Origin of the sequence: Arthrobacter sp. UYP6 (genome assembly GCF_040547315.1) — a bacterium.
Lineage (GTDB): Bacteria > Actinomycetota > Actinomycetes > Actinomycetales > Micrococcaceae > Arthrobacter_B.
The window spans coordinates 1-12446 of sequence record NZ_JBEPPM010000008.1 but is presented as its reverse complement, the minus strand read 5'-3'; the positions used below and the strand labels follow the sequence as shown (position 1 = coordinate 12446).

Annotated in this window: 11 protein-coding genes; 4 read left to right on the top strand and 7 right to left on the bottom strand. The window is 68.3% G+C overall.

Going from position 1 to position 12446, the window contains the following annotated elements:
• Positions 1 to 46 precede the first annotated feature (46 nt).
• Genes ABIB35_RS08355 through ABIB35_RS08345 form a run of 3 tightly spaced genes read left to right on the top strand, consistent with a single transcriptional unit; the run spans position 47 to position 3777 of the window.
• Positions 47 to 1228 (top strand): M24 family metallopeptidase, encoded by a 1182-nt coding sequence (locus ABIB35_RS08355; protein ID WP_354180496.1) that lies wholly within the window; start codon positions 47 to 49, stop codon positions 1226 to 1228.
• A gap of 3 nt (positions 1229 to 1231) precedes the next feature.
• A complete protein-coding gene (locus ABIB35_RS08350) occupies positions 1232 to 2527 on the top strand; it encodes an aminotransferase-like domain-containing protein (RefSeq protein ID WP_354180495.1) in 1296 nt (431 codons plus the stop codon).
• A complete protein-coding gene (locus ABIB35_RS08345) occupies positions 2524 to 3777 on the top strand; it encodes a M20 family metallopeptidase (RefSeq protein WP_354180493.1) in 1254 nt (417 codons plus the stop codon). The genes ABIB35_RS08350 and ABIB35_RS08345 overlap by 4 nt, the downstream gene beginning before the upstream one ends.
• 188 nt (positions 3778 to 3965) lie before the next feature.
• Here the strand turns inward: ABIB35_RS08345 and ABIB35_RS08340 are convergent, their stop codons facing one another.
• The 7 genes from ABIB35_RS08340 to ABIB35_RS08310 all read right to left on the bottom strand — a co-directional run bounded on the left by ABIB35_RS08340 (position 3966) and on the right by ABIB35_RS08310 (position 11216).
• Positions 3966 to 4640, bottom strand: a complete 675-nt coding sequence (locus tag ABIB35_RS08340; protein WP_354180492.1) for a GntR family transcriptional regulator — start codon at positions 4638 to 4640, stop codon at positions 3966 to 3968.
• A 321-nt stretch (positions 4641 to 4961) separates the two neighbouring features.
• Complete coding sequence (locus ABIB35_RS08335) at positions 4962 to 5519, bottom strand: histidine phosphatase family protein (RefSeq protein ID WP_354180491.1); 558 nt, start codon at positions 5517 to 5519, stop codon at positions 4962 to 4964.
• The gene (locus tag ABIB35_RS08330; RefSeq protein WP_354180489.1) at positions 5516 to 6715 is read right to left on the bottom strand and encodes an ABC transporter ATP-binding protein; all 1200 of its coding nucleotides are present in this window, start codon (positions 6713 to 6715) and stop codon (positions 5516 to 5518) included. The genes ABIB35_RS08335 and ABIB35_RS08330 overlap by 4 nt, the downstream gene beginning before the upstream one ends.
• Positions 6716 to 8440: an ABC transporter permease gene (locus ABIB35_RS08325; RefSeq protein WP_354180488.1), complete on the bottom strand. Its 1725-nt coding sequence runs from the start codon at positions 8438 to 8440 to the stop codon at positions 6716 to 6718.
• Complete coding sequence (locus ABIB35_RS08320) at positions 8424 to 9479, bottom strand: ABC transporter substrate-binding protein (protein WP_502915760.1); 1056 nt, start codon at positions 9477 to 9479, stop codon at positions 8424 to 8426. Before ABIB35_RS08320 ends, ABIB35_RS08325 begins: the two co-directional genes overlap by 17 nt.
• Entirely contained in the window at positions 9469 to 10440 is a 972-nt protein-coding gene (locus ABIB35_RS08315) for a metallophosphoesterase (RefSeq protein ID WP_354180484.1), read from the bottom strand. Before ABIB35_RS08315 ends, ABIB35_RS08320 begins: the two co-directional genes overlap by 11 nt.
• A complete protein-coding gene (locus ABIB35_RS08310) occupies positions 10437 to 11216 on the bottom strand; it encodes a tyrosine-protein phosphatase (RefSeq protein WP_354180482.1) in 780 nt (259 codons plus the stop codon). Before ABIB35_RS08310 ends, ABIB35_RS08315 begins: the two co-directional genes overlap by 4 nt.
• A gap of 373 nt (positions 11217 to 11589) precedes the next feature.
• Between ABIB35_RS08310 and ABIB35_RS08305 the strand changes: the two genes are divergently transcribed.
• A complete protein-coding gene (locus ABIB35_RS08305; RefSeq protein WP_354180480.1) occupies positions 11590 to 12297 on the top strand; it encodes a hypothetical protein in 708 nt (235 codons plus the stop codon).
• Positions 12298 to 12446: the final 149 nt, after the last annotated feature.

The window sequence follows — 12446 nt, the reverse complement described above, 5'->3', positions numbered from 1 at the left end:
TTTCAAGCTCCAACCCCACATCAACCCGATATATGGAGGTGCCCGCTTGCTGTTCAGCCAAGAGGAATACGATGCCCGGCTCGCCGGGGTCCGCGCGCGGATGGCGCGGCAGGGGCTTTCCGCCCTGCTGGTGACCGACCCCGCGAATCTCTACTACCTCACCGGATACAACGCCTGGTCCTTCTACACACCCCAGGTGCTCTTTGTTCCCGCGGACGGGCCGATGCTGCTGTTCACCAGGGCCATGGACGCCGGCGGCGCGACCCGCACCACGTGGCTTCCTCCGGAAAATGTTGTGGGCTACCCGGAGCGGTATGTCCACCGCCCGCACCTGCACCCCTTCGATTGGGTGTCTTTCGCCCTCCGCGAGCGCCACCTGATCGCCCCGGCGGCTGCGGGCTGTGTGGGCCTGGAAATGGACTCGCATTTCTTCTCCCCCAAGGCCTACCGCTCCCTGGTCAACGCCGTGCCGGAATGGACGCTGGTGGACTGCTTCGAACTGGTGAATTGGGTCCGTGCGGTCAAATCCCCCGCCGAGCTTGAGCTGATGCGCAAGGCGGCACGGATCTGCACCGGGGCCATGGAAGCCGCCGTCGCCAGCATCGCCGTCGGCGTCCGCCAGTGCGACGCCGCCGCCGCCATCAGCTCCGCGCAGATTGCCGGGGTGGACGGCATCGGCGGGGACTACCCGGCGATCGTGCCGATGCTGCCCACCGGCGAGGCGGCGGACACCCCGCACCTGACCTGGAGCGAGGACCGATTTGAGGCCGGGCAGGCCGTGGTGGTGGAACTCGCCGGTGCGTACCACCGCTATCACGCGCCGCTGGCCCGCACGGTGGTGCTGGGGCCGCCGTCGGACCGGCTCGCGAAACTGGCCGACGCCGTCGCCGACGGGCTGGACGCGGTCCTTACCGAAGTCCAGCCGGGCGTGCCGGTGCACGAGCTCGCCCGCACCTGGAACCGGACGCTGGCCAAGTACGGTCTGGAAAAGCCCTCCCGGATCGGGTACTCGATCGGCATCGGCTATCCGCCGGACTGGGGCGAACGCACCATCTCGCTCCGCTCCGAGGACGAAACCGTCCTGGCGGAAAACATGACCTTCCATCTGATCGGCGGTATGTGGATGGATAACTACGGCTACGAACTCTCCGAATCAATCCGCGTCGGCCCCGACGGCGTGGAACCCCTCACCAGCTTCCCGCGGGAACTGCTCCAGAAAGGCAGCTAGCCCATGACCGTGAACTCCTTTGCCGCCCAGCCTCGGACCACTGACGTCCGGACCGCTCTCCCACTGGCGGACCGTGCCGCCGGCCTGGTCGGTTCCGTGATCGATTCCAGCACCTCGCTGCTGGCCTCGCAGACCCATGACATTGTCCGCTTCGCCATGGGCTCCCCCGCCGACGAAGCGGTGCCGGTGGAGGAATTCCGCGACATCGCTGCCAAGGTCCTGGACCACAGCTCCATGACCTACGGCGCCACCGAGGGTGAACCCGGGCTGCTCGAGGCCCTGGTGGGCTACTTGGCCGGCACCTCGGAGCCCGCGGATCCCGACCGTATCACCATCACCGCCGGGGGCATGCAGGGCCTGGACCTGGCCTGCAAGATCTTCATCAACCCCGGTGACCTGGTGATCGTCGAAAGCCCCACCTACACCAATGGCAGCGCCACCGCCCTGAGCTACGGCGCGGATTTGTTGGAGGCCCCGGTGGACGAGGACGGCCTGATCGTGGAGGCCCTGCCGGAGCTGGTCGCAGCCACCGGCCGCATTCCCAAGGCCATCTACACCATTCCCAACTTCCAGAACCCGTCCGGCGTCACGCTCTCCCTGCCGCGCCGGCAGCGGCTGCTGGAACTCGCGCACGAGTGGAACGCCGTGATCATCGACGACGATCCGTACGGGCTGCTGCGCTTCGAAGGCGAGGACCTGCCCTCCCTGCAGACCCTGAGCCCGAACGATCCGCTGCTCTTCTCCGTCCGCACCTTCTCTAAGATCCTGGCCCCCGGTCTGCGGGTGGGCTGGGTGGACACCGATCCCGCCGTGCGCCAGCTGGTCATCAACGCCAAGCAGGCCATGGACACCTGCACCAACGTGCCCGCCCAGCACATCGTGGCCGAGTTCATCCGCCGCGGCGGCCTGGACCAGCACCTGGCCGGCCTGCGCACCGAATACAAGCACCGCAAGGACGCCATGCAGGAGAGCCTGCACCGGCACATGGGCAACCGGATCACCACCACCGACCCCGAGGGCGGCTTCTTCCTCTGGCTCACCCTGCAGGGCGAGGACGCGCACATCTCCACGCAGAAACTGTTCGAGACGGCTCTCGCCGAAGGGGTCGCTTTTATCCCCGGCCCCGCACTGTCGGCGAGCGGAAAGTTCGACGACGCCCTGCGGCTCTGCTTCGCCTCCACCACTCCGGAGCGGGCCGAGGAAGGCATTATCCGGCTGCGCCGGGCGATGGACCGGGAGCTGGCGGCATTGGATGACGGCGGGCTGGGTGGCGGAATGCGCGGAGGCGGGACGCGGTGAGTGCCCAGTCCAGCTTGGTAGGACGCGCCGGGCATCAGGAAGTCAACGACCTGGAGGCCAAGGTGCTGAGCCTGATCAGCGAGGCGGACCTCGTTGAGCTGACCTCCGCGCTGGTCGCCGCCGGGGGTGAGAATCCTGGCGGGACCGAGGAGGCCACCGTGGATGTTCTGGCGGATTTCTGCCGCGGCTCGGGCCTGGAGGTATCCACAGAGCTGGTGAACCCAGGCCGACCAAACCTCACCGCCGTTCTGCCGGGTGGCACCCAGCCGGGTCTGCTCTTTCTGGGGCACTCCGACGTCGTGCCCGCCGGGGTCGGCTGGGACCGTCCGCCGTTTGAGCCCACCGTCCGGAACGGCCGGCTGTTTGGCCGGGGTGCCACGGACATGAAGGGTGGACTGGCGGCGGTGCTTATTGCGTTTAAGGCGCTCCGAGCTGCCGGCGTCGAACTGTCAGGCAGCGCCGCCTTGGTCTGCACTGTGGATGAGGAGGATCTGGGCATTGGTATCCGCGCGTACACCGCTGCCGCGCTGGCAGCTGTTCCGGTTTCCCCGCTCGCCCCGGCCTTCCCCTATTCGGCGTGCGTGGTGGCTGAGCCCACCGATCTGGAGACGGTTATCGCCTGCCGCGGGGACAGTTACCTGGAGCTGACCGTCACCGGGAAGTCGGCGCACTCCGGCCGGCCCGCGGATGGCCGCAACGCCATCGACGCTGCGGCGAAAATCCTGGATCTGGTCCGCGCAGACCACGCCCATCTGCAGTCCGAGGCGGATGACCTACTGGGCTCGGGGACCTGGAATATCGGGCTCATCCGCGGCGGCACCGGCATTTCCATGGTGGCAGCGGAGTGCACAGTGTCGTTGGATCGGCGGCTGCTGCCCGATGAGGACCCCCAACTGATCCTGGAGAAGTTACTGGCCCGGATTCACAAGGCCGGAATCGATTCCGACGGTATCTCGGTGGAGGCCTCCGTAACCATGGAGATGCCTGGCTTCCGCACCCCGCCGTCGCATCCCTTGGTAACGAACGCAGTGAAGGCGCTTGCCGACGTCGGCGTGGCCAGCGTTGTGAATGCCTGGTCCGCGGCGTGCGACGGCGGCTTCATTTCCCGGGATCTCGGCCTGCCGGTGATCGTGATGGGCCCCGGCGGGCTCAACGACCAGGCACATCAGGTCAATGAGTCGGTCAGTATCGCCGAGCTGATCGCGGCGTCGGGGGCCTATGCCCTGATGTGTCTGCGCCACGTGGCGTAGCGGGGTTGGGCTGCGCTGGGACCCAGGCGTCCGCCGTCGTCGTCGGTTAAGGGAGTCATCGGTGAGCGGGCCCGCGCACGGATTCCCAGCCTCTGTTAGAGCTGTCTACTAGTGTGACCCCACCGGTCACTCCAGTAACGAGCAGTGGGAAACTGCGCGCTGTCCTGCCGCCGCGGGCCGTCCAGGCGTTACGCCGTTGCCGCTTCTACGTTTCCGCCGCCGGTGAGCCGCTCCAGGGCATCGTCCATGTGGGTGATCAGGAGCCGGCCGACGAGGTCCTCGTCCCCCGCGGCCAGGGCTTCTGCGATGGCCTGATGCTCACCCACCCGTGCATGCGGATCCGGATAACGGCGTTCCAACGCGGTGAGACACATCCGGGTCTCGGTGAGCAGAGTGTTGTGCATGCGCGTGAGCCGGGGGCTTTCCGCGGCGGTGACAAGGGTGGAGTGGTATTCCATGTCTGCTTCGGACATCGCGTCCATGTCTCCCTTGTCGGCAGCCTGTTTCATGGACTGCACAGTCTGCAGCAGCTTGGCCGCAACGTCCTGGCCGCCCCGCTGCAGGATGAGTTCGGAGGCGGCCCGCTCGACGGCGGTGCGCGCCACGTACATGTCCCGCACCTCTGCGTCGGTCATGGTGATGACAAACAGCCCACGGTTTCGGATGCTGATCAGCAGGCCTTCCTGGGTGAGGCGCTGCATGGCCTCGCGCAGGGGACCGCGGCTCACACCCAGTTCCTTGGCCAACTCGGTCTCGACCAGCTGGCTGCCCGGCGCGATCTGTCCGTAGCCAATGGCGGTACGTAGTTTCCCGGCGATGATCGACGGCGTTGACTCGCGCTCCAGGGGATCAAATATTGCCATCAGGAACCACATTCCGGTCGGGGCTCCGGGTGCTGAATCCGGGCCGTGTAGAAGTCCGCTTGACGCGGATAACTTGTCTACAATCCTACAGCGGCCCTGACGGAGTTGAGTGAAATGTGGCGCTGGATGCCGACTTGAGCGAGGTGTCGCTCGTCAGGTGCCCGGGGCCGGTCGGGAAACCCCTCCGTTCTGGGTGAAATCGACCGGTTTGGGATTTCCCTGCCACAGCACAGCGGAGGGAAATTCCACAACGGCAGGAAAATCCCAAATCGGAGGAAAACTGCGTCCAGCCCAGCGGTCTACCCGACCCGACTACCCGGCTCACACCGCAGACTCCGCGAGCAGCGCGGCCAGCGGAACCTCCACCACCTCGCCGTTCAGCACCCGGGGATACGGCTGGCCGGTGAACTCAGAGAGGGTGAGCCGGATCAGGGTGCCGTGCGCCACGGCGATGATCCGCTGGCCGGGGAACTGCAGGGCCAAATCGCGCAGGGCAGCGAGCCCGCGACGCGCCACTGCTTGTTCCGGTTCGCCGACGCCAAGGGCAGCTGTGAGCTGCGGTTCGGTCAGCCCGTTCAGGGGCAGCCCTTCTGCGGGCCCATAGTCCCTCTCAATCAGCTCCGGGACGGTGCCGGCCGGCTGCAGTCCGGCCGCGTCAGCAATAAGGTGAGCCGTCTGCACGGCACGCAGCAGCGGCGATGACACCACCACATTCCACGGATCGGCGGCGAGCAGCCGCCCGGCTTTGCGCGCCTGGGCCCGGCCCACGCCGTTCAGCGGATTATCGGTGCGGCCCTGCAGCCGTCGCTCCTGGTTCCAGTCCGTTTCGCCGTGCCGGACCAGGACCAGCCGCTGAGTTGGCCTCCGGGCCGCGCTCACGCCGGCACCAGTGTGCGGGGAGCTGCTTCCGACTGCTGGCGTGCAGCCTCGGAAGCGAACACATGAGCCCTCAGCACCTCCGGCAACACCCGGTCCCCCGGCTTGGGTACCCATCCGGTGACATGCGCCCGCAGCGTCTTGCCCTGCCAATCCGCGGAGACGTCAAACCCGTGCGGCCCGTAAAGCGCGGAGGTCACCACACCGGTCCGTGCCCGGCCAACGTCCCAACCGGTGTCCCAGCCTTCGTCCCCGACAAGGTTCGGCTGCAGGGGCGGCTGCACCGGGTGCAGGGGCGGCTGCACCGGGTGCAGCACCAGGTCCAGCGGAGACACCGCGGCGGTCACCGCCAGCGCACCGTGCCCCAGACCGGCTGCGCCCAGGCACGGTCCGGCGTCGAGCCGTGCGCCGGGGATGCTGATGCCCTCCGCGACCTGAAGCTGTCCCTCTGCCCAAGTCCCGTCCAGCAGCACGGCATCGCTGACGAAAGACGCCACAAACGCCGACGCCGGCTTCCTTACCAGCTCCTCCGGGGTGCCGATCTGCTCAATCCGCCCGGCCCGCAGCACCGCCACCCGGTCGGCCAGGGCCAGGGCCTCCGCACGGTCGTGCGTGACGTGCACCGAGGTCAGTCCCTGCTCGCTCGTCAGCGCCTTCAAGTCCAGCCGGAGCCGAGCCCGCAGCGGTTCGTCCAGGGAAGACAACGCTTCGTCCAGGAGCAGGGCCTGCGGAGCGCCAACGATCGCCCGCGCCAGGGCCACGCGCTGCCGCTGCCCGCCGGAGAGTGCAGCGGGCGGCCGCTCCCCCAGCCCGTCCAGCCCCACCAGCCCCAGCACACTGCGCACCCGGGCATCCGCAGCTTTGCGGGGCACCCCCGCCAGGCGCAGCGGATACCCCACGTTCCGGGCCACTGACCAGTGCGGCCAGATCGCGTGATCCTGGAACACCATGCCCAGGTTCCGCTTCTCCGGCGGCACCCAGGCGCCCGGCCCCGCCACCGGCGTGCCACCGAGGCGCAGGGTGCCGCCCTCCGGTTGAACAAACCCGGCGATGCTGCGCAGCAGCGTGGTCTTGCCGGAACCCGACGGGCCCAGCAAAGCCAGGAACTCGCCGTCGTGCACCTCCAGGTCCACATTCGCGAGGCCAACATGGCCGTTGGCATAGACGTGGCGCAGGCCTTGAAGGCTGATCGAAGACATTTACTTTCCCTTCCGGAAGCGGGTGCGCGCTGTGCGGCGGGCACCCAGGGCGGCGGTCGCGGAGAGCCCCGCGACGCCGACAATCGTGACCAGCAGCGCCAAGGCGGACGCCGAGTTATAGTCTCCGGCCTGCTGAAGGTTGAAGATGACCACGCCCAGCGTCTGGGAGCCGGGCGCCACCAGGAGGATGGAAATGGTCAGTTCGCGCACGGCGGTCAGCGCCACGACGACGGCGCCGCTCACCGCCGCGGGCACGCTCAGCCGCAGCGCAACGTCGCCCAGGGCCCGCAGCGGGCCTGCACCGGAGATCCGCGCGGCCTCGTCCAGGGACACCGGCACGGATTCCAGCGGTGCCCGCACGGATTGGACCACCAGGGCCAGGAACGCCATGACGTAGGCGCCAAGGATCACCCACGGCGTGTTGAAGATGCCCAGCGCCGGAGCAATCAGCAGCCACGCGACGGCCAGGACCAGGCCCGGCAGCGCCTGCGGCAGCATGGCGGTGACGTCCAGCGCGGCGTTGGAGCGGTGTTTGGTCCGGGTCAGGAGCGCACCAACACCGAGTCCCAGCACACCGCACGCCAGCGCGGCACCGAGCGCGAGCAGCACCGAGTTGGCGATGCCGGTCAGCGCTCCGCCGCTGGTGACAGCGCGGGTAATGTTCGCCAGGGTCAGGTTCTCCCAGGTCAGCGGCACTCCGGGCGCGGGCAGCAGCGCCTGCTCGGTCAGCGCCAGCAGCGGCAGGACGCAGACGACGGCGGCGGTGCACCACAGCAGCGCCGTCACCAGCCAGCGGGCGGACCCCAGCTGCAGCGGCAGTGCGGCCGCTCCGGAGCCTCCCAGTTCGCTGCCGGCGGGCAGTCGGCGCTGCAGCAGTACGGCGGCCAGGCCCAGGACCAGCAGCACGACGCCGATCGCGGCCACGGCGGGCAGCGGATTGGTCACCGTGCCGGAGGCCAGATAGCGGTACACCAGGGTGGTGAGCGTGGTGTACCGCTCGGGCAGGCCAATCAGTGCTGGAATGCCGAAGTCGGAGAGGTTAGCCACCAGCGTGAGCACAAACGCGGCCACCACGGCCGGGCGCACCAGCGGCAGGGTCACCTGGCAGAACGTGCGCAGCCCGCCCGCACCGCTGATCCGGGCGGCTTCTTCGAGGCTGCCGGGAACCCGGCGCAGCGCTGCACTGATCACCAGGTAGGCCAGCGGATAGGAGTGCACGGCGAGCAGGAACACCACACCATTGCCGCCGTAAATATCCAGAACCGGGCCCGCGGATCCGGTCAGCGCCATCAGCGCCTTGTTCACGGTGCCGGCCGGAGCGAGCAGCGCCATCCAGGACATCGCCCCAATGAACGGCGGAATCAGGAACGGCAGCAGGAAGATCCAGCGCAGCACCGTCCGGCCCGGCAGATCGGTCCGGTCCAGGACGACGGCGAGCAGCGCACCACACGCGGTGGCCAGCGCGGCTGATCCGGCGGCCGAGGAAACCGAGTTCCACGCCGCCGCCAGCACGGCCGGGTCCGTGAGCACGTCGGCGTTGGCCGGCTGGGCCCCGCGGAACACAATGACGCCCAGTGGCAGGAGCACCAGCAGCGCCAGCACCGCCCAAACGGCCAGCCGAAGCCAGTGCAGTCCATCGCCACGGGATCCGTCACCCCGGGATCCCCGGGCGGTGGGGCTGACCCGCCCCGCCGGCAGGGACACGGTATTACTTGAGGAGATCATTGAACTTCGCGACGGCGCCGGCCTGCTTCTCGGCAATCACCGTGAGGTCCGGGTTCAGCAGCTCAAGGTCGGCGAGGGCAGGCGCACCCTCCGGGACACCGGCGTCGTTCCGCACCGGGAGGTAGGACTGCGCCACGGCCAGTTCCTGGCCTTCCTTCGAAACCAGGAACTGAACGAACTGATTGGCGGCGTCCGGATTCTTCGCATCAGCGAAGACGCCGGCCGGCTGGGAGACGTACGGAACGCCGTCGGTCGGGTAGGACAGGGCGATGGGCGAGCCCTTCGCCGCCAATTCGCGGGCCACGTAGTCCACCACAATCCCGATCCCCGAGGTGCCGGCGGCCACGGCCTGACCCACCGGACCGTTGCTTTCCAGCACGGTGGGTTCGTTCTTGATCAGGTTCTTCAGCCAGTCCTCCCCCAGGTCCGGGGTTTCGAGCCAGACCGTGGTGTTGAAGGCAGCGGCACCGGAGACGTCCGGGTTCGGCATGGCGATCATGCCCTTGTATTCTTCGTCGGTCAGTTCGGCCCAGGAATCCGGGGCGCTGTCCACCAGCGTGGTGTTGTAGGCGATGACGGTGGGAATGATGCGGGTGCCCACGTAGTAGCCCTCGGCGTCGACCAGGTCGTCAAAGAGGTCATGGCTCAGTTCTCCGGCGTTGTCGATGTCCAGGACCTGCAGGTCGCCCTCGGCGGCGTAGGCCTCGAACGTGGGGACGTCGGCGGCGAGGATCACGTCGGCCTGGATGCCTCCGGTCTCCTTCTCGGTGGCGATCCGGGTCTTCAGCTCGCCGGTGCCGGCGCGGAAGACCTCAACGCGAACCTCCGGATTGACCTCGTTGTAGGCGGCGACCACCTCATCGATCTTGGCCTGCGGCTCGGAGGTGTACACCGTGAGCGTGCCGGCGGCGCCGGAAGCGGCGCCTGACGCTCCGGCTGCCGGCGAGTTCTCGGCGCCGTCGGCGCTGCCGCCGCAGGCGGTCAGGAGAGCAAGCGAAGCAACAGAGACGACGGCGAGGGCGGGGTACTTACGGTGCAGCAACGGGTTCTCCTTCGGCGACCGGCAGCAGCGGCTGCTGCCGGTAAGGGTGGCCCGGTGCCCGTATGGGCTCCGGGAGGGGACGGTCGGAACGGATCGTGCCAGCGGCCGGGACGGCCCCGGGGTGCGCTGTGGTTTGTGGGTGAACGGCGTTCCTGCTGAACACCACGGCTCCGGCGGGCTGCAGCGGCACCGGTACGGCACTGAAACTGCCTTCGCCCAGCCGGATGACCGAGAGCCAGCTGCTGTCCACGCCCTGCACGGTTCCCGGCGGGGCCAAAAGATCCTGGCCGTAGGACACCGCCGGGCCGGCCCAGACCGGAACAGCGCCCAGCCGGCCGGACACCGCATGGTGATAGTGCCCGCACAGGACGGCGCGGACGTCCGTGCCGGCCAGCACCCCGGCGAGTTCTGCTGGCCGGGCCAGCCCGCGGCCGGCCAGCTGCGGCAGCAGAGAATCGACGGGTGGATGATGCAGGGCCAGGACGGTGCCGTCGGGTGCAGGCTCGGCCAGGACAGTGTCCAGCCAGTGCAGCTGTTCTCCCGTGAGCCGGCCTGCGGGCTGGCCGGGGTCGTCCGAATCCAGCGTGATGAGGCGCAGACCCCCCACAAAATGCACATCGTCGCCCGGCCCGGGCCCCGTGTCGGTCCGCGAACCCGTGAACTCTTCTGCCGTCCACGCCCGGGTGCCGGGAACATCATGGTTACCGGGCAGCACGATCACCGGGCAGCCCAGCTCCCGGCCGGCCCGGGCGAAAAGCCCTGCGGCACCGGCGTAGATGTCCCGGCCGCAATCCGCGATGTCACCGGTCACCACCACGGCGTCGGGCCGGTAGCGGGCGGCAGCGCGCAGGGCCTCGGCGGTGCGTGCCCAGGTGTCCAGGGCACCAAAGAGCAGCTCACCCGGGTGACGCAAATGTGTGTCCGTGAGGTGGATCAGGGTGTACCCGTGCCCGTTCATGCAGCGGGAATTCCGGTGCCGTGCAGCAGGACGCGGGCCCGGGCCAGCAGATCCCGGCCCAAACCGTGCCGCAGCAGATAGGCGGCGGAACCTGTCTCGCCGTCGAAGGACTCCGCAGCCAGCTCCTGCAGTGCGCCGTCCAGGACCTCGGGCGGACTGGCCAGGTGCAGTCGGACAGCGGTGGCCATTTCCGCAGAATCAGTGACTAGGCCGCCAAGCCTGGCCAGCACCGCCTGCCGGAAGGAACGGGGAAGGGCCTCCTCGGTGCGCGCGTAGTCCTCCACAATGGCACGGCGGGAGGACCCCGCGGCGTCAAGCACCAGCGCGATCACCAGCCCGGTGCGGTCTTTCCCCGCCGCGCAGTGCACCAGGACCCGGCCGTCAAGGTTCCGGATCACCTCGCTCACGGCGCTGGTGAGCGCCGGGGCGCAGTTCTGCAACAGATGCCGGTAAACGGATTCGATCGGCTCGGAGACGGGGATGCTTCCGCGGTAAAGGGGAACATTCAGCACCTGCGTCCCAGCGGGAACATGATCAGGAGCCGCGGCAGCCTCAGCCGGTTCGCGCAGGTCCACCACCATGGTGATCCGGTGTGCAGCCAGTTCAGCGAGACCGGCAGCGTCAAGGCCGTTCAGGGCTCCGGACCGGAACAGCAGTCCCCGGCGCAGTCCCGGAGTTCCGGTTCCTGCTGCCGCGTCACGGAAATTGAACAATCCGCCAGCTGAGGGCGGAACGTCTGCGGGCACCTGCGGACTGGAGGGCAAATCGGTATTCATGGAACCTCTGGGTCGTGCTTGGTAGGACTCTTAGAGTTCACCCAGCCGAGGTTAATCCGCGGTGAATTCGGAGTAGCAGCCAGGCCAACCCTGCCCGAACACTCCGCCCTCCCAAGGTCCCGCCCACGCCCTATCTGCTACTACCGATGCGTCCCACGGTTGTAACGGTGCTGCTGCTTTTCGGCTACACCAGTCCTGGCAGAGCGGGCTCTCGCTTGGCAGTCTCAAGTAAAAAAGTGGAGCACCATGCCCCGGGGTTCCTCCACTCCTGCATCGATCGCGGCTAGGCTGGCGCTGAAGTACCGATACGCCCGTTTTAGGGCGGCACACCGCAAGCGCCGTCACGGCGACATATCTACAGGGGGAATAACGCGTGAGTGAACCGACGCAGCCAAACAACCAATCAGGATCCAATCCCGGGCCGTGGAATTCCGGGCAGCAAGGCCAGCCGGGGCAGCAGGGGCCGCACCAGGGCGGGCAGCCCAACCCCGGTGCCCCCGGCGGCTACAACTATCCGGGGCAGGCCTCGCCGGCGCAGGGCGGCTACGCGTACCCGGGAAATCCCTACGGACAGACGCCACCCGCCGAGGACCCGGCCCGTCCCCAACAGGTGAACATGGCGTTCTGGCTCCTGATTGGCACCGCGGTCCTCGGGTTGATCTCGCTGCCCTTCACCATTTCCTACATGAACTCGCCGGAGTACCTCGAGTACTTGGAGACCGTTTCGCGGGATCTGGGCCTACAGGTTGATTCGCAGGCACTCGCCGACAGCGTGGCAGGCAGCACGATTTCCACGGTGTTGGGCGTGATCCTCGGGACAGCCGTAAGGGTTGGGCTTGCCCTGCTGGTCCGTGCCGGCTTCAACTGGGCACGAATCGTCCTGACGATCCTAGCGGTGCTCTCCCTGATCGGCTTGATCGGCCTTTTTACCACCGGGCCGGTGGTTGGCGTCCTGACGCTGGTGAGCCTGGTGGCCACCTTGGCCGCCGTCGTCCTGCTGTACATGAAGCCGTCCGGCGAGTACTTCACCCGGAAGAAGGCTTACCGACAGGCCAAGAAGCTCGGCGCCTACCAGGCCTAGTTCCGATTGGTTGGGAGGGGTGGGGGGGGGGGGCCGCCCCCCCCCCCCCCCCCCCGGGGGGCCCCCCCCCCCCCCCGGCCCCCCCCCCCCCCCCCCCCCCCCCCCGGGGGCGGCGCGTGGGGGGCAGCGCGCCGGAAACCCACCGCGGG